The organism is Streptomyces sp. NPDC091387, assembly GCF_044756945.1.
In the GTDB taxonomy this organism is placed as follows: Bacteria; Actinomycetota; Actinomycetes; order Streptomycetales; family Streptomycetaceae; genus Streptomyces.
In genome coordinates this window covers 313,381-330,874 of record NZ_JBIVTZ010000010.1, presented here as the reverse complement: position 1 = coordinate 330,874, position 17,494 = coordinate 313,381, and the positions used below count along the sequence as shown (strand labels likewise).

Sequence of the window (17,494 nt, the reverse complement as noted above, 5' to 3'; positions counted from 1 at the left end):
CCCATGGGATACCGGAGACCCGAGGGGGCCGAGATGATTCGCACCAGAAGGACCGGACGCGGCCACGCGCCCGGGGGTAGCAAGGGAGCCGCGGCGACAGCCGCGGCCGTCGCCGTACTCGCGCTGACCGCGGTGACCGCCGGGTGCGAGCCGCAGGCCGCGGGCAGCACCCCGTCCGCCCCGGCGCCCGCGCCGACGAGCGGCAGGCCCACCGAGGACGACGCCGAGCCCGGCGCGGACAAGCCGACGACACCCCCCTCCGCGAGCGCGGAGCCGAGCGCGCCGTCGACGTCCGCACCCCCGCCCGACCCGCAGGGCAAGGTGCTGATGGCGAGCGGCGCGCAGGGCAAGCAGGTGCGCGAGCTCCAGGCCCGGCTGCGCCAGATCGGCCACTTCGACCGCAGCCCCACGGGTTACTACGGCACCGTCACGGTCGCCTCCGTGCAGTCCTTCCAGGGCAAGCGCGGACTGTCCCGTACGGGGAAGGCGGACACGCTCACCTGGCAGAAGCTGCTCGGCATGACGCACGAGCCGACGGCGGCGGAGCTGAACCCGCCGACCACGCGTCCGGTCGCGAAACCGGACAAGCGCTGCATGACGGGCCGGGTGATCTGCATCAGCAAGAACAGCCGGTCGCTGTCCTGGATGATCGACGGCAAGGTCCTCTCGTCGATGGACGTGCGGTTCGGCTCGCAGTACACGCCGACCCGCGAGGGCACCTTCTCCGTCTACTGGAAGTCCCGGCACCACGTGTCGACGCTCTACGACTCCCCCATGCCGTACGCGATGTTCTTCAGCGGCGGCCAGGCGGTGCACTACTCGTCGGACTTCGCGGCCCGCGGCTACAACGGCGCCTCGCACGGCTGCGTCAACGTCCGGGACGAGGGGAAGATCGCCTCGCTGTTCGCCCAGGTCCGCAAGGGCGACAAGGTCGTCGTCTACGGCTGAGCGCCGGGCGGGGCCGGAGTACGCAGGAGGTGAGGGGCGCGGGCGGGACCGGGGGAACGTGTCCCGCCCGCGCCGATGCGCCGAGCCGAAGGTACGGGGGGAACCCCGGCTCAGGACGCGGCCGATGACCAGTCGGCTCACTCAGTACTGCGTCCGTGCCCCGAAAAACGTCACACCCGGTGGCGGGCGGGGTCAGCGGGCCGCGACGGGGGTGCCCGGCGCCGCCGGCTGCGAGGCGCCGACGTCCGACGCCGGCTCGGTCCCGGGGCCCGTTCCCGGGTTCGTCGCGGGGTCGGTTCCGGCGAAGGCGGTCGACGGCTGCGGGGAGACCGGGGTGAACCCGATCGACGGGAGGGGGCCGGAACCGCCGGACGGCGAGTCGCCGTCGCCGCCCGAATCGCCGCCACCGTTCTGGCTGCTGCCCGACCCGTCACCGGCCTGGTCGAGCATCCGGTCGCAGAACCGGTCCAGGTTGCGGGCGCCCTTGGCCAGCGCTTCGAGGCGGCGTCTGCGGTCGTCGTCGAGCTTGCCGTCGCGGTAGTCGCGGCAGGCCTTCAGGGTCTTGGCGTACCAGGCGTCCGAGGTGTCGTCCTGGGAGGTGTCGGGCTTCCCCGCGCCGTCACCGTCCTGGCCCCCGGCGGCGTCCGAGGAGCCGCCGGCCGGGTCCTCGTGCTTCCCGGTGCCGGTCCCGCCACCGGCGGCGGGGGCGGTGGGGCCGCTGCTGCCGGGGCCGCCGGTGCTCTTCCCGCCGGAGCGGGCCGGGTCCGGGGTCTTCGGCGGCACGCTCTCCGCGCTCGCCGAGCCGGTCGGCGGCTCGGGCGTCCCGTCGTCGGCGGTGAGGCCGGAGCCGAGCTCCTCGGGCGAGGCGGCGGCCGACACCGACGTCGCCGGCGAGGGGGTGTGCCGGCCGAAGGGGCCGGGCAGCACCCCGGTCCCGGCGGCCACCGCCACCCCGCCGATCGCACAGCACGCAAGGGAGGCGACCAGGCCGAAGCGGATGGGCCGGCTCCAGCGCGACGGGCGGCCACCGCGGAAGCCCGCGGACCCGGACCCGTTGCCGGAGGTGGCCCTGCCTATGTGTACGGGCGCGAGCATGCCGGAATCGCCCATCCCGTCCAGCCCGGCGGCGGGCACCCGGCCGGTGCGCGCGGACGCGGAACGGATACCGGACGCGGCGCGGGGGGCGGCCCGGAAGGCGGCCAACGCGGCTTCCTCTCCCGGGAGTTCACCGGTGGCCGGGCGGGCGGACCGGGCCGCGGCGTCCAGAGCGGCCGCGAGCCTCCGGGCGTCCTGTTCAGGCCGGCCGTCGGCAGGATCGACCGGTTCGCCGCGGAGCAGTCTCTCCGCCGCTTCCTTGTCAAGCCATTCGTAGTGCTCGTCGGCCATCACATGTCCTTCTGCGTCCACGGACGCGAATGCGTCACACCGGCGGGCGCCACCAGGCCGGTGTGGGAGGGGCGCTGCGCGGGTACGGCACCGAGTTCCGCCGTGCGGCCGGCGGCGCTGCCGTGCGGGGACTGCGCGGGGGACGAGGCGTCGACCGGATGCCCGGTACCGCCGGGACTGCCGGTGCCACCGGGGCCGCCACCGGGGCCGCCCATGCCGTCGGGGCTGCCCGCACTGTCCACGCTCTGCGCGCTGTCCGCCCGCAGCAGTTCGGCGAGCCGCTTCAGCCCGCGGTGGGCGGCGGTGCGTACCGCGCCGGGCCGCTTGCCCAGCGTCAGCGCCGCGCTCTTCGCGTCGAGACCCACCACCACGCGCAGCACCACGGCCTCGGCCTGGTCCTGCGGCAGCTGCGCTATGAGCGACATGGCGCGGCCGGTGGCCAGGGCCTCGATCGCCTCCGCGGCCGTGTCGGACTCGGCGGGCTTCTCGGACAGTTCCGTCTCGTCGCCGCCGGCCGAGGGCCTTCTGCCGCGCATCCGCAGATGATCCAGGGCACGGTTACGCGCTATCCGCGCCGCCCATCCCCGGAACCGGTCCGCGTCACCGCTGAACCGGTCCAGGTCGCGCGCTATCTGGAGCCAGGACTCGGACGCCACGTCCTCGGCGTCCGGCTCCCCCACCAGCGTCCTTATGTAGCCCAGCAACCGCGGCTGCACAGCGCGGTACACAGTACGGAAGGCGTCCTCGTCCCCGTCCTGTGCCGCGAGCACCGCGGCAGTAAGCCCCGCGTCGTCCCCCAGCACTCCTCAACCCGCCCTGCTGTCCTGAATCGCAGCTGGTCACCACTGCCGCGCCACCCTGCGCGACTCAGCACGCTACGTCCTTCGCGGGCATCACGTCCATGACTTGTACAACCCGCAACATTCCACGGCCGGGCCGCGGTGTGACAGAAAACGCGGTCACGACGCTGAGATGAGTACGGGGTCGTCCTGCGGCCCCGCGGAAGACGACCGGGGCCTCTCCTGTGGGGGGTGGCGGCCCCGGTCGTCGTTCCATTTCATCGGTCTGACCAGGCAATATGCGGGTCGCGGGTCCGCTCCATGACCAACGCATCCAGGCGTTCACCCGATCGGCCCCAGGTCAACACGCCGCACCGCCCCTTGACGCGTGTTCCGGGCCCCCGCCCTCAGACGCTTTGCCTATGGGGACATCGCAAGCCGTGGAACCAGGCATGCCCGCACGCGGGATAGTCAGATAGCGACCAAGCACGAGAGGCCGCCGACGCATTGGCGGGGATGACAGCCCTCCCGCCAGTAGGCTTGTTGGACCCGCTCGACGAGCTTCCGGAGACCGCATGCTGACTCGCATCGAAGTCCACGGGTTCAAGAATCTCCTGGACCTGTCCATCGACTTCGGACCCTTCACCTGCATCGCGGGGGAGAACGGCACCGGCAAGTCGAACGTTTTCGACGCCATCCAGTTCCTCTCGCTCCTCGCCGACCAGTCGATGATGGAGGCGGCCCAGGAGGTTCGGGGCGTGCATGGCGAGCGTCAAGGCGACCCGCGCGACCTCTTCTGGAAGGGCTTTGAGCCTGGCAACCACCGGATGCGGTTCGCTGCCGAGATGATCGTTCCGCTGCACGTGCAGGACGACTTCGGCCGGGCCGCGAAGGCCAGCAGCACCTTCTTGCGGTACGAACTGGAGGTCGGCTACCAGGAGCCGTCCGGACTCGACCGCTTCGGGCGCCTCACGCTCCTCCACGAGACGCTGGCACACATCACCAAGGGCAAGGCTGCGCAGCACCTTCGCTTCCCTCACAGTGCGAAGCAGTTCCGCGACACAGTCATCCAGGGCCACCGTAGCGGCGCGCCTTTCATCTCGACGACCACCGAAGCCGACGAGTCGATCGTCAGAATTCACCAAGACGGTGGCAGCCGGGGCCAGCCCAAGCCGGCTGCGGCATCCCGGGCGCCGGCGACAGTGGTCTCCACGATCACCAGCAGCGATGACCCGACCATTCTCTCGGCTCGCCGTGAGATGCAGTCCTGGCGAAGGCTTGCCCTGGAACCATCCGCTCTACGCCGGTCCGACCGATACGTGGACCCGCACGTGATGGGCGCCGACGGCTCCCATCTGCCGGCGACCCTCTTCCGCGTGGCCCACGACACTCCCGGTGCGGATCCCAGTCAGGTATACGCCCGGGTTGCGGGACGCCTCTCGGACCTGACCGGCATCCATGTCCGTGATCTGGAAGTCGATCAAGACGAGGTTCGGCAACTCCTCACGGTCAACGTGCACGAGGTGGCTGGCATGACACTGCCTGCGCGCAGCCTCTCCGAAGGCACCCTGCGCTTCCTGGCACTCTGCGTTCTGCTCGAAGACTCCTCCGTGCGTGGACTCATCTGCATGGAAGAACCCGAGAACGGCATCCACCCAGCGAACCTCAACGCCATGGTCGACTTGGTACAGGATCTTGCCGTGGATCCGTCGGAAGAACCCGGCACGGACAACCCATTCCGGCAGGTGCTGATCAATACGCATTCACCCGGTGTCGTACAACTCGTCGGCAACGAGGATCTTCTGTTCGCCGACACCGCAATGCACAGAGGCGAGAACGGCACTCTGAACCGCGCACTGCGCCTGCGTCCACTCGCCGGTACCTGGCGGGCCAATAAGGTGACGAGCGGCGGTTTCGTGACGAAGGCTGACATCCTGCCCTATCTCACTACGCCCGTCGGAGCACAGCTCACGCTGAGCGGGGACGCCGCGTGACCGCTCGTGTCCTGTTCATCGGTGAAGGCAGCAGCGACAACGGCCTCGTCCCACATATCGAATCGATTGCCGTTCGTAAGGGACTCGACGTCTCGGTCACAGTCCCCGACTTCGGTCTGCTCCGTCTGCCGACCGGGCACTCCGTACCGGACAAGCTCCGGGCCGCCCGCGCACTCGGAGGGAGCTACGACTTGGCAGTGGTGCAACGGGATGCTGACCGAGGTCCTGTCCAGCACCGCAAGGACGAGATCGAAAAAGCGGTGGACGCCGAGTGGCCCGGCCTTCGGCACGTCGCCGTTGTGCCCGTCCGCATGCTGGAAGCCTGGCTCCTCCTCGACGAAGGGTGTCTGCGTCAAGTCGCCGAGAACCCTCGCGGCCGCGTCGGTCTTGATCTCCCCAAGGGTGTCGCGGCGGAGAATATCGCCGACCCGAAGCAGCTCCTCAAGGAGTCGCTCGCTCGGGCGAGCGAGTACAAGGGGCGCCGCCTCGCCCAGTTCCAGAAGCGCTTCTCTCAGCACCGGCTGCGCATGCTGGAACTCCTGGACCCTGAGGGCCCCGTCACCTGCCTTCCGTCGTGGCGTGCTTTCGTTGAGGACCTCGACGCTGCATTCGAGGTCCTCAACAGGTGACCCGCACGCGCACGCTCCGCCATTCCGTGGCCGCTGAAGTGCGCCGACTTGGTGCAGGAGTCGTTGTTCACGTGCCGCACGGAGTTACTGGTGGTTCTCGACCGGCTTGACCGCCGCACCTTCCTCGTCCTCGGCGCAGAGCCACTGGCACACCACCCTGGGGACAGGTGCGTCGCTCGAACCCCACAGCAGCGAAGCTGCCGTTCGCGATCTGCGCTCGTACGCGCACCAGCGGCTGACGGCCAAGCCTGAACAGCCTCCTCGGACACCGGACAAGCTGGGCAGATCGCATGACCAACGCGTGACCAACAGCGCCCGAGCACAGACACAAACGCCTGGAAGCGGGCCGAGGCAGCCGGAGGCCAGGAACCCCCTCCTGGACGACAAACTTGCAGTTCAGATGGGTTCTTCGATTGGTTACGACCGGGGGTGGCGGCCCCGGGTTCTCGGGTTCGCCACTCCATTCGTGGGTGGCGAAGACGACAGTGAGGAAGCCGTTGGGGGCTTCGACACCCCAGGCACCGTGGACGATGTGGGCGACCTCGAGAGATTCGGGCTTCACGGTGAGGCCCGTTTCCTCGTAGAGCTCACGGACCGCGGTCGTTCCCGCTGCGTTGAAGGAGCACGACGCGATGGGGCCCTCTTGCCGGCCAGCCGTCAAAGACCGCGGCCTGGCACCGATACGGACGCCCTCGCCGTCCTCAACGTCCTCGCCCATGCGGGCCGCCCGGCACACTCCACAGCGTGTCGTCCGATCAGCCCCGCCCCGGCAGGAAAATGTGGGGGTATGACGACGCAGCTCGGACTTCCCGAGGACATCCAGGCCTGCCTCTTCGACCTCGACGGGGTGGTCACCAGGACGGCGGTGGTGCACGCCGCCGCCTGGAAGGCGACCTTCGACGCCTTCCTACGCGAGCGGGACGGAGCGGGCTTCCGCCCCTTCACCGACTCCGACTACGACCAGTACGTCGACGGCCGCCCCCGTGCCGACGGCGTCCGCTCCTTCCTCGCCTCCCGGGGCATCGAGTTGCCCGAGGGCACCCCCGGCGATCCGCCGGACACGCAGAGCGTCAACGGCGTCGGCAACCGCAAGAACGAACTCCTCCTGGAGAAGATCCGCACCGACGGCGTGGAGCCGTACGAGGGCACGCTGCGCTACATCGACGCGGTCCGCGCCGCCGGACTCGCCACCGCGATCGTCTCCTCCAGCGCCAACACCCGCGATGTACTGCACTCCATCGACGCCGAGCGGCTGTTCGACGTACGGATCGACGGTGTAGTGGCCAGGGAACGGAAACTGCCGGGCAAACCACACCCCGACACCTTCCTGGCCGCCGCCCGCGACCTCGGCGTCGAGCCGTCCCGCGCCGCCGTCTTCGAGGACGCGCTGTCCGGCATGGACGCGGGCCGATCCGGGCACTTCGGCTTCGTCGTCGGCGTCGACCGCGTCGGGCAGACCGACGCCCTCTACGCCCACGGCGCCGACCGTGTCGTCAAGGACCTCGCCGAACTCGGAGACCACGCATGATCACCAACCGGACGTACACCGTGGAGCCCTGGCGCGTGCGCGAGACGGCGCTCGACCTCGACCTCCTGGCGCAGAGCGAGTCCGTCTTCGCCCTGTCCAACGGGCATGTCGGCTGGCGCGGCAACCTTGACGAGGGCGAACCGCACGGCCTGCCCGGCAGCTACCTCAACGGCGTGTACGAACTGCACCCGCTGCCCTACGCAGAAGCGGGCTACGGCTACCCCGAGTCGGGCCAGACCGTCATCAACGTCACCAACGGCAAGCTGCTGCGGCTGCTGGTCGACGACGAGCCCTTCGACCTGCGCTACGGGCGGCTCGGCAAGCACGAACGCACCCTGGACTTCAGGCGCGGCGTGCTGGAGCGGAGCTGCGAGTGGACCTCCCCGGCCGGTACGACTGTCCGCGTGCGTTCCACTCGCCTCGTCTCCCTCACCCAGCGCGCCATCGCCGCCGTGGAGTACGAGGTCGAGCCCGTCGACAGCCGGACCAGAGTGGTCATCCAGTCGGAGCTGGTCACCAACGAGAGCCTGCCCTCCTCCGACGGCGACCCGCGGACGGCCAAGGCGCTGCAGTCCCCGCTGGAGCAGGAAGAGGACCAGGCCATCGGATCGCGGCTGCGCCTGGTCCACCGCACCCGGCACAGCGGCCTCAGGGTCGCCGTGGCCGCCGACCACGTCGTGGACGCCCCCGGGGAAATCACCACCAGCAGCGAGAGCAACACGGACGTCGCCCGCCTGACCATCACCTCCGTCCTGGAACCGGGACAGCGGCTGCGGGTGCAGAAGACCGTCGCCCACGGCTGGTCGGGCACCCGCTCCCGGCCCGCGATGAGCGACCAGGTCGAGGCCGCGCTGGCCGCCGCCGCCCATGGCGGCTGGGACGAACTGATGGCCCAGCAACGGGCTTACCTGGACGACTTCTGGGCCCGCGCCGATGTCGAGGTGCACGGCGACGAGGAGATCCAGCAGGCCGTCCGCTTCGCCCTGTTCCATGTGCTGCAGGCCGGCGCCCGCGCCGAACAGCGCGCGATTCCAGCCAAGGGGCTGACCGGTTCCGGATACGACGGCCATGCCTTCTGGGACACCGAGATGTTCGTGCTGCCCCTCCTCACCTACACAGCGCCCAAGGCAGTCGCCGAGGCGCTGCGCTGGCGGCAGGCCACCTTGCCCGCCGCCCGGGACCGCGCCACCCAGCTCGGGCTGCGCGGCGCCGCGTTCCCGTGGCGGACCATCGACGGCTCGGAGGGCTCCGCGTACTGGCCGGCCGGCACCGCCGCCTTCCACGTGGCCGCCGACATCGCTCACGCCGCGGTGCGTTACACAGCGGTGACCGGCGACACCCACTTCGAACGCGATACCGCCCTGGAACTCCTGGTGGAGACGGCCCGGCTGTGGCGCTCGCTGGGCCATCACGACAACCGCGGCGTGTTCCACATCGACGGCATCACGGGGCCGGACGAGTACAGCGCCGTCGTCGACGACAACACGTACACCAACCTCATGGCCCGCTCCAACCTCCTCGCCGCGGCCGACGTGTGCGAACGCCATCCGGAGGAGGCGGCCCGGCTCGGCGTGGACGAGGAGGAGAGCGCCGCCTGGAGAGACGCCGCCGAGGCCGTGCACATCCCCTACAACGAGGAGATCGGCGTCCACGAACAGCACGCCGGCTCCACCCACGACCAGCGCTGGGATTTCGCGGGCACGGGCGCCGACCAGTATCCGCTGATGCTGCACTTCCCCTACTTCGACATCTATCGCAAGCAGGTGGTCAAGCAGGCTGACCTCGTGCTGGCCATGTACACCTGCGGCAACTGGTTCGACGCTCAGTGCGACGACGACCAGATGGCCGCGAACTTCGCCTACTACGAGCCCCTGACCGTACGGGACTCCTCCCTGTCCGCGTGCTGCCAGGCCGTCGTCGCCGCCAGGACCGGACACCTGCGGCTGGCCTACGACTACGCCACCGAGGCCGCCCTGATGGACCTGGCCGACTTGGAGCACAACACCCGCGACGGACTGCACATCGCCTCACTGGCCGGTACGTGGATGGCACTGGTCGCCGGATTCGGCGGCACCCGCCGGAACGGCGACAGTCTGCGCTTCACACCCCGACTGCCCGAGAAGTTCAGCCGCCTCGCCTTCCGGCTCCAGTTCCGCGGCCGGTGCCTGCAGGTGGAGATCGAGCCCGACAAGGCGACGTACTCGCTGCTGTACGGCGACCCCCTGACGATCCACCACCACGGGACGGAGGCACAGGTGAACGGGGAGGGGCACGTCACCCTCGCCATCTCCCCGCCGAAGCGGCGGCCCACCCCCGAACAGCCACCGCACCGCCGTCCGGGAGCCACCGACCGGTGGGGCCCGGAGCAGGGATGAGACGGCGCGACTGGGCGAGTAGGACGCGTGGGCGACCGGGACGAGGGTGACGTGGTGGTGCCGGCCCTGCCGGCTGCGGCCGTCGGTCCGGCCAGGGGCGGCGGCCCCGGTCGTCGTTCCGGCCTTCCCGGCTTCGGCCTGGGGGTACACGGGGCGCGGGGCCTCCGCGCGACCGCCGTGTGACCGGCGAGGCAGCACGCCCAACCGGAGCTACCGCAGGTCAATGCTCCTCGGCGACCAGGTGATCGACCCCGTCGAGCTCGCCGTCCCCTCGTCCGCGACCGGCGTCAGGCTGCTGCGGCTCGGCCGGGTCAACTGACCGCCCTTTGCGGCCTGGTGCGGTGAGACGGTTCACATGGTTTTCAGAGCGGCGCTCGCCTCTGGCGCGTGCAGCGGGCTGAAGTGCGGGTTGATGGCGAGGGCGGTGGTGAGGTCGTCGCGGGCGGCGTCGGTGTTGCCGAGGGACTGCTGGATCATCCCTCGGTGGTAGTGGAAGAGCGCGTTGCGGGTGCCCAGGGTGAGCGCCTTGTCCGAGACGGCGAGGGCTTCCCGGTCCTGGCCGTTGACGTGGAGGGCCCAGGCGAGGGCGTCCTGGGAGTCGAGGAAGGGCCGGCTCCTCACGCTCTTGCGGGCGAGGGCGAGGGCTTGCCCGTGGTCTCCGTGGTCGGCTTCGAACAGGGCCGCGTCGGAGTCGAGTGTGACGCCGTTGGCCGCGAGGAGTCTCTGTTCGGCGCGGAAGATCCCGTACTGCTGCTCTGCTTCCTTCGTGCGGCCGAGCGACTGGTGGAGCTCGCCGAGCTGGAGCACGTATTCGGGAAGTGGCAGGCGTTGTCCGGCGCGGGTGAGGTCGGTGACGGCTGCGGTGTTCTTCCCGAGGGCGGCCTCGGCCCTGGCTCTGATCTGGAGCAGGGGGGCGTCGTCGGGGACGGTGCGCAGGCCCTCTTCGGCGTCGGTGAGTGCCTGGTGTGCGTCGCCGTTGTTGAACGCCATTTCGCTGAGGTAGTAGCGGGCGAACGCCTGGTCCGCGGGGCTGCCCGCGGATCGCAGGGCTCGTCGCATGTCGGTGCGCGCGGTGGTGAGGTCGCCCCGCAGTTCCGCGGCGTAGGAGGCGCGGGCCAGTGACGGCGTGCCGGGTTTGAGGTCGACCATCTTCTGCACGGCGTCGGCGGCCTCGGCGTAGCGGCCCAGCTGTGTGCAGGCGTCGGCGAGCGTCCCGTAGAGGGTGGCGTTGTACGGGTTGACGGCGATGGCGCGCTCGGCCCACTCCAGTCCCTGGGCGAAGTTGTGCCGGGCCGCTTCGAGTGCGGCCATGCCGCCCATCGCGGCGAAGTTGTCCGTGCTGTCGAGCGCCAGTGAGCGCTTGAGGACTGCTTCGGCCTTGGGGTAGTACGTCGGGTCGGCGGTGATCTTCGCCTGCTGGACGTAGTTCAGGCCGAGCGTGCCGAGTGCGACCGGGTCACGCGGGTTGCGTCGTGCGCGGTCCTGGAGCGTGGTGATGTCGGCAGCCAGCGGGTCGGCGCCGGTCGCGGGGCCGTGTCCGGCGTTGGCTTCGGGGGCGCCGGAAGTGCTGTGCGATGCGGGCCACGGGGTCAGCCCCAGTCCGCCGGCGAGGAAGAGCGCCACGGCGAGGACGGTGGCCACGGCGGCGGACAGCAGGACGCTTCGGTACGTGGGCGGTCGGCGGAGTCGCATGGTCTGTTCCCGCTCTGGAGGGGTGTGGAGGAGCCCGGTGGCTGGGGCTTTCTGCTGGATCAGGGGAGTACGGCACCGGACCCCGCGCGCCCGGCCTGATCCGGACGGGACGCTCTAGCCGGCGAGGGTGGCGTAGACGACGAGGTTGGCGAGGTACTCGCCCTGGGTCCGGTCGTAGGTTCCGCCGCAGGTGATGAGTCTCAGGGCCGGTGGTCCGGTGGTCGCGTAGACCTGGCTGTCGGGGAAGGCGTCCTTCTCGTAACTCCGCAGCGCCCGGACCGTGAAGGCGAGATCCGTGTGGTCGTCGCGGCGGACGGTTATCCGGTCGCCCGGCCGAAGGGAGGACAGGCCGTAGAAGGCCGCCGGCCCTGTGGCGGAATCGACGTGGCCGACGAAGACCGCCGCACCCGGGTCGCCGGGCCGCGGGCCGTCGCTCCACCATCCGACGTCCGCGGGATTGCCGGGGGCCGCGAGCGTGCCGTCCTGCTGGACGCGGAGGCCGGTGAGGGCCTTGTCCAGTCCGATCGAGGCGATGCGTATGCGCTGGGGCGGCGCCGCCGGTGAGGTCCCGGTGGCGGCGTCGGCCGCGCCCGGCTGGACAGGGACGACACCTAGGTCGACGTCCCTGATGCCGGCGGTCGTCGGTGCGAGGAGCGCCCACGTTCCGGCGCCGCCGAGCGCTATGCCCCCGACGACGGCCGCCGTCGCGATGATCAGGCGGCGGCGCTTCGGGTGCTGCCTCCGGTCGCGCCGCGGTCGCCCGCCCTCGGGTGCAGAGGGCGGGCGACCTGTGGTGGCGGGGCCGGTCATGCCTGGTTGGCGCGCCGCCGGCGCAGGGCCAGCGCTCCCGCACAGGCGAGGAGAGCTCCGCCGCCGACCGCGGTGACGGCCACGACGGGGAATCCGTCGCCGAAGGCGGTGCCGCCGAGGCCCGCCCCGACGCCGCCGTCTGGGTGCAGGGAGTCGGCCTGGTTGACGGCCGCGGTGTTGGGCAGCGCGACGTAGGGGAACGAGGTGCCCGGCCGGCGGTAGGGGGTGTCGACCGCGTCGCCCGCCGCGAGGCCGGTCACGATCTTGCCGGTCTGCGCGGCGCCTTCGAGTGCCTGGAGCGAGATGTCGACGACGTCGTCGTTCAGCCGGCGGCCGTTGGGGAAGCCGCCCAGGTCCTGGGCGAGAACACCGAGGCGGTTGGGCTTGGCCGTGACCGGCACGGACATGTTCAGCCGCAGCTCCTCGGCCGGGACGAACGCGGCCTTGTCGACGTCCGCGTTCAGCAGCTGGGAGTTCAGGTCCGCCTTGATCGGTCCGCACGCCTTGCAGACGCCGGTGAGGAAGATCTCGACCAGGTCGTTGCGCGGCGCGGCCGGTGCCGGAATCCCGTAGATGCTCTGGATCAGCTTGGGCACGATCGGGTCCTTGACCTTGTCCACGACCGGCGTGACGGTGTGGTCCATGTCCGGACTCAGCGCGTTGAAGGCGTCCTTGTACTTCAGCGGGACGACCACCTCGTTGACCAGCGGGTTGCCGAGGCGTGAGACCTGACGCCAGTCGGACTCGCCGCCCTTGTCGGGCGCGGTGCCCTTGGCGTCACCGGCCGAGGACGACGACTCCCCGCCCTTGCCGCCCGCACCGGCGACCGTGGCGCCCTTGCGGTCGGTGGTGGACCAGATGCCGATGACCGGGTTGCGCTCGGCGTCGCCCTTGAGTGCCAGATCCTTCTTGGGCACCTGGAGGGCGATGGTGTTGACGTTGTAGCCGGCGAGCGTGTTGTGCCCGGTCTCCTTCAGATTGCCTCCGTAGAGGAGGTCGAAGATCCGCAGGTCCAGGAAGAACGGGTCGGACGCCTGCCCCGCGAACGTCCGGCCTCCGCCCGGCACGTCGAGGACGGCCTGCTTGCGGAGCGAGGCGTAGTCGGGCATCGAGGCCCTGCCCACGTTCGACGGCGCCGCCGGGGCGTCCTTGAGGAGCGTCTTGGTGTTTCCGTGCGCGTCGGTCGCCGTCAGCGTGTACGTCTGGCGGAAGTTGAGCGTCGGGTCGTCCAGGGTCTTCACGACACCGGTGTTGTAGAGGAACTGGTTCGCGTCGTCCCGGATGTGGTCGGTGAACGCCCAGGTGTACGTGGTGTCGGGCTTGCCGTCACCGTTCCCGTCGATCTTGATGTTGTAGCGCGCGTCGTTGGCGAACGGGTAGAAGTTCGGCCCGCCGTTGGGTTCCTGGAAGGGGATCCAGTTGGCCACCAGCGTGACCGTGTCCGGCTTGTCGGGGCTGGTGAAGGCGTAGACGTCGGTGTTGTCGGCCTTCGGGTCCCCCGATGTCAGGGGCGCCTCTCGGTGGCTGGAGGCGGAGCTGGTGCCGGGCGCCAGGCCGGTGAGCGCCATGGCGCTCACCAGGGCGAGGGTTCCGGAGGCTGCGAGGGCCCGTTCGAGGCTGCGAGCCGGGCGGGTGGATCGTGAGGGGCGGCAGAACTGCATGGGCCATCCGTTTCCGGTGAGAGCCGCGGCCTTCCGGAAGGTGAAGGGAGGCGGCTGGGAGCTGCGCTCGAAGTGCCACCTGGGAGTACGCCGGGCCCATCCCGGAGGTGAGACCCACGCGGCAAGCGTCACACGACGTGACGAAGAGCTACGCCAAGGGCACCATGGGTGATGGGCCTCCGCACGGTGACGGAGCCGAACGAGCGCCCCCACAGCGGCGCCCCCTGCGTCGGCCCGGAGGGCTTCGCTGAGCCGCGTGAGTGACGAGCGGGCCGGGGCAGTCGGTCACGGAGGGCGAACGGGTACCACTGTGGTCCCGCCCGTCAGGCGGTCCCCCCATCAGCATGCAGGCTGCGCCGACCGCCCCGGCGTCCCTCCTGCGTCCCCTCGCCGGAGGCGAAACGGATGAACTTCCCGCTCGGAAGCGGCCCTGCGGTGACGACTCGCCGCGCCCTCGCGCGGCGTGCGGCCCTGGTGGCCGCCGCCGTGGCGTGGCTGTTCGCCATGGCCGTGCCCGCGGCCGAGGCGCATCCCCTCGGCAACTTCTCGGTCAACGAGTACGCCGGATTCACCCTCCGCCCCGACCGCGTCGACGTGCTGACGGTCACCGACACCGCCGAGATCCCCACGCTTCAGGCCACCCCGGCGATCGACGCGGACGGCGACGGCCGGGCGAGCAGCGGAGAACTCACCGCCTGGGCCACCACGCAGTGCGCCGCGACCTCCGCGAGGCTCACCGTCACCGTCCCGCGGCGCCTGGCCTGGACGACCCGGTCGGCGGCCTTCCGCTTCCAGCCCGGCCAGGGCGGTCTGCGCACCAGCCGGCTGGAGTGCCGCCTGCGGTCACCGCTGGACCTGACGGCGGGGCCGGTGACGCTGCGGGTCGACACGGGCGCGGACCGGAAGCGGGTCGGCTGGCACGAGATCACCGCGACCGGGATCGGAACCCGGCTCCGGCACTCCACCGTGCCGCGGACCTCGCCCACCCATGAGCTCCGCAGCTACCCGCGCGATCTCCTCTCCGCACCGCGTGGAGACACCACGGCGCGGTTCACCACGCTCCAGGGCGGCCGGACAGCGGGCGCCCCGCCCGGCAGCGCTCCGGAGGCGGGGCTCGGCGACGGCCTCACCGGCCGCGTAGAAGCGCTGTCGCAGCACCTCACGTCGATGGCCGGGGCACGCGACCTCACCCTCCCGATCGGTCTGCTGGCCGTGCTGCTCTCCCTCGTCCTGGGCGCGGGTCACGCGCTGCTGCCCGGCCACGGCAAGACGGTGATGGCGGCCTACCTCGCGGGCCGCCGCGGCAGCGTACGGGACGCGGTCACCGTCGGAGCGACAGTGACCGTCACCCACACCGCGGGCGTCATCGTCATCGGCCTCTGCCTCACCACCTTCTCCTCCCTGGCCGGCGACACGGTCCTGAACTGGCTCGGAGTCATCAGCGGCGCACTCGTCACCGTCGTCGGCGCCACCCTCCTCACGGACGCCGCCCGCCGCACCCGCCGCATCCGCCGCACGGCAGGCACTCCCGCCGCGCACCCGGCCGAGGTGTCACCACTGGCACTGGCCGGCGCGGGCACCCACGGCCACGGCCACGCCTGCACGACCGCCGAGACGCCCCGCACCCGAGACCACGCGAACCACTCGCACCCGCCGTACGAACACCCCCATGAGCACGACCACGAACACGGCCACGACCGCGAAAAGCCCCACCGCCACGGCCTGTTCGGGCACCACCACACACACGCACACGCACCGGCCGACGACGGCGCACAGCCGTTCACCACCCGCGGCCTCATCGGCCTGGGCGTCGCCGGAGGCCTGGTGCCCAGCCCCTCCGCACTCGTCGTGCTCCTCGGCGCCATCGCCCTGGGCCGCACCAGCTTCGGCGCGGCACTCGTCCTCGCCTACGGCATCGGCATGGCCGCCACGCTCACCGCCGTCGGGATCCTCCTCGTCAAGCTCGGCAACCGCGCCGAATCCCTCACCTCACGCCCGGCGTTCGCACTCATCCGCAGGATCGCCCCCTGCACCGGCGTCCTGACCGCGGCGCTCGTCCTCGTCGTCGGAATCAGCCTGGTGGCACGCAGCCTGCCCCTCGCCCTCTGACCGGCGGCCAATTGACGATGCCGGTATGAGCCCGGTGCCCGCAGGGTACGGATACGGCTGCTGTGTGGCCGTTCGGATCTGCAGGCGCCGGGACTCTGCGGCCGGGCGCCCCAGGGGGAGGCGAGCGGTGCAGGCTGATCAAGGAATTCTCGCGTTAATGGGCTCGGGCGAGACCAGCCCCACCATGGTCACGTTGCACCGGGAACTGGTCGCGCACCTGAGCGCGGATCCGGGGGCGGCGATCCTGGAGACGCCGTACGGGTTCCAGGTGAACCGTGACGACATCTCCTCCCGTGCCAGGGACTACTTCCGGCGCAGCGTCGGTCTCACCACCGCGGTCGTGTCCGACGCGGTCGCGGAGACCGTGTCGGAGGACGCGCTCGACGGCATACGCGATCAGGTCCGCAGGGCGGCCTGGGTGTTCTCCGGGCCGGGCAGCCCCTCCTACGCACTGGGCCGGTGGCGGGAGCAGGGGCTGGGGCAGGTCCTGGCCGACCGTGTGCGCCGCGGCCACGGCGTGACGGTGATGGCCTCGGCGGCCGCGTGCACCGTCGGGTTCGCCGCGCTCCCCGTCTACGAGGTCTACAAGGCGGGCCACGCCCCGGTCTGGCTGGAGGGCCTGGATCTGCTCGGTGTCCTCGACCTGCCGGTCGTGGTGATTCCGCACTACGACAACGCGGAGGGCGGCACGCACGACACCCGCTTCTGCTACCTCGGCGAAACCCGTCTGGCCTCCATGGAACGGCAGTTGCCCGACACGGCCGCCGTCCTGGGCATCGACGAGCACACCGCACTCGTCATCGATCTCGATGCGTCTGTCGCCCGGGTGTGGGGACGCGGTGTGATGACCATTCGCCGACGCGGCGTCAGCACCCTCGTCCCCTCGGGCACCACGCTGACGCTGGAACGGCTGCGCGCCCTCGCGGCCGGTACGGACGAGGGCGAGATCCCCACCCCCCGGCAACCGTCCGCCGGCCCCGACACGGCCGCGCGTCCCACCGGTCAACCGGTCACTCTCCAGGAGGCCGTGACCACCGCGGAGGCCCGCTTCGACGCCGCCCGCACCGCGCAGGACGCGGGCGCGATGGTGGACGCGGTCCTCGCCCTGGAGACGGTGATCGCCGCATGGGCCACGGACACCGAGGAGGATCTCGGCACGGACTGGGCCCGTACCGTCCTGCGCGGCATGATCCGCCAGCTCACCCGGCCCGCTCAGCAAGGCCTGCTGGAACCGGACGTGACCATCGGGCTCATCGCGGGCCCCCTGCTCGAACTGCGCCGGCGGCTCCGCGCCCAGGGCGCCTACGATCTCGCCGACGTCGTGCGCGACGCCCTCGCCGCGGCCCGCGTCCACATCCGCGACACCCCCGACGGCAGTCGGTGGCACTTCACCCCGGGCGAAGCACCCCGGCCGGTCACCCCGGACGGCCCCGCGCCGCCGCAGGCGTAGCGGCGGGCACACGCCGTGACCTCGACATGCAGGTGCGAACGAGTCGCAATAGGGTCGGCGAGGTCCGGGCCAGAGCCCGCCCTGCCGACCTTGGAGCCGCCATATGGGTGCTGCCGCACACGCCGCTCGCGGG

Annotated in this window: 13 protein-coding genes and 1 pseudogene; 7 read left to right on the top strand and 7 right to left on the bottom strand. The window is 71.1% G+C overall.

What is annotated here, in order from left to right; translation table 11 throughout:
* The first annotated feature begins 33 nt into the window (after positions 1 to 33).
* On the top strand, positions 34 to 948 hold the full coding sequence (locus ACIQM0_RS22665; protein ID WP_401289392.1) for a L,D-transpeptidase family protein: 915 nt from the start codon (positions 34 to 36) through the stop codon (positions 946 to 948).
* A gap of 192 nt (positions 949 to 1,140) precedes the next feature.
* Here ACIQM0_RS22665 and ACIQM0_RS22660 read toward each other — a convergent pair whose 3' ends face one another.
* Positions 1,141 to 2,334, bottom strand: a complete 1,194-nt coding sequence (locus tag ACIQM0_RS22660; RefSeq protein WP_401289389.1) for a hypothetical protein — start codon at positions 2,332 to 2,334, stop codon at positions 1,141 to 1,143.
* Positions 2,334 to 3,137: an RNA polymerase sigma factor gene (locus ACIQM0_RS22655; protein ID WP_401289388.1), complete on the bottom strand. Its 804-nt coding sequence runs from the start codon at positions 3,135 to 3,137 to the stop codon at positions 2,334 to 2,336. The genes ACIQM0_RS22660 and ACIQM0_RS22655 overlap by 1 nt, the downstream gene beginning before the upstream one ends.
* 551 nt (positions 3,138 to 3,688) lie before the next feature.
* On the opposite strand from ACIQM0_RS22655, the gene ACIQM0_RS22650 reads away from it, so the two are divergent.
* Complete coding sequence (locus ACIQM0_RS22650; RefSeq protein ID WP_401289385.1) at positions 3,689 to 5,107, top strand: AAA family ATPase; 1,419 nt, start codon at positions 3,689 to 3,691, stop codon at positions 5,105 to 5,107.
* Entirely contained in the window at positions 5,104 to 5,736 is a 633-nt protein-coding gene (locus tag ACIQM0_RS22645; RefSeq protein WP_401289382.1) for a hypothetical protein, read from the top strand. The genes ACIQM0_RS22650 and ACIQM0_RS22645 overlap by 4 nt, the downstream gene beginning before the upstream one ends.
* Positions 5,737 to 5,820: 84 nt before the next feature.
* Here the strand turns inward: ACIQM0_RS22645 and ACIQM0_RS22640 are convergent, their stop codons facing one another.
* Together ACIQM0_RS22640 and ACIQM0_RS22635 are read right to left on the bottom strand one after the other, a co-directional pair.
* Positions 5,821 to 5,982 carry a hypothetical protein gene (locus tag ACIQM0_RS22640; protein ID WP_401289481.1) on the bottom strand — a complete coding sequence of 54 codons (162 nt, stop codon included), beginning with the start codon at positions 5,980 to 5,982 and terminating at the stop codon, positions 5,821 to 5,823.
* 187 nt (positions 5,983 to 6,169) lie between these two features.
* Positions 6,170 to 6,337: pseudogene (locus ACIQM0_RS22635) on the bottom strand (NUDIX domain-containing protein); the annotation flags it as partial.
* A gap of 186 nt (positions 6,338 to 6,523) precedes the next feature.
* On the opposite strand from ACIQM0_RS22635, the gene ACIQM0_RS22630 reads away from it, so the two are divergent.
* Both ACIQM0_RS22630 and ACIQM0_RS22625 read left to right on the top strand, forming a co-directional pair.
* Complete coding sequence (locus ACIQM0_RS22630) at positions 6,524 to 7,264, top strand: beta-phosphoglucomutase family hydrolase (RefSeq protein WP_401289380.1); 741 nt, start codon at positions 6,524 to 6,526, stop codon at positions 7,262 to 7,264.
* Complete coding sequence (locus ACIQM0_RS22625; protein ID WP_401289378.1) at positions 7,261 to 9,639, top strand: glycoside hydrolase family 65 protein; 2,379 nt, start codon at positions 7,261 to 7,263, stop codon at positions 9,637 to 9,639. The genes ACIQM0_RS22630 and ACIQM0_RS22625 overlap by 4 nt, the downstream gene beginning before the upstream one ends.
* A 351-nt stretch (positions 9,640 to 9,990) precedes the next feature.
* Here the strand turns inward: ACIQM0_RS22625 and ACIQM0_RS22620 are convergent, their stop codons facing one another.
* The 3 genes from ACIQM0_RS22620 to ACIQM0_RS22610 all read right to left on the bottom strand — a co-directional run bounded on the left by ACIQM0_RS22620 (position 9,991) and on the right by ACIQM0_RS22610 (position 13,802).
* Entirely contained in the window at positions 9,991 to 11,331 is a 1,341-nt protein-coding gene (locus ACIQM0_RS22620) for a tetratricopeptide repeat protein (RefSeq protein ID WP_401289377.1), read from the bottom strand.
* 114 nt (positions 11,332 to 11,445) lie between these two features.
* Entirely contained in the window at positions 11,446 to 12,141 is a 696-nt protein-coding gene (locus tag ACIQM0_RS22615) for a class F sortase (protein WP_401289376.1), read from the bottom strand.
* The gene (locus tag ACIQM0_RS22610) at positions 12,138 to 13,802 is read right to left on the bottom strand and encodes a DUF4331 domain-containing protein (RefSeq protein WP_401289373.1); all 1,665 of its coding nucleotides are present in this window, start codon (positions 13,800 to 13,802) and stop codon (positions 12,138 to 12,140) included. Before ACIQM0_RS22610 ends, ACIQM0_RS22615 begins: the two co-directional genes overlap by 4 nt.
* A gap of 405 nt (positions 13,803 to 14,207) precedes the next feature.
* Between ACIQM0_RS22610 and ACIQM0_RS22605 the strand changes: the two genes are divergently transcribed.
* The gene (locus ACIQM0_RS22605) at positions 14,208 to 15,911 is read left to right on the top strand and encodes a nickel/cobalt transporter (protein ID WP_401289370.1); all 1,704 of its coding nucleotides are present in this window, start codon (positions 14,208 to 14,210) and stop codon (positions 15,909 to 15,911) included.
* A gap of 157 nt (positions 15,912 to 16,068) precedes the next feature.
* Entirely contained in the window at positions 16,069 to 17,361 is a 1,293-nt protein-coding gene (locus ACIQM0_RS22600) for a hypothetical protein (protein ID WP_401289368.1), read from the top strand.
* Positions 17,362 to 17,494 lie beyond the last annotated feature (133 nt).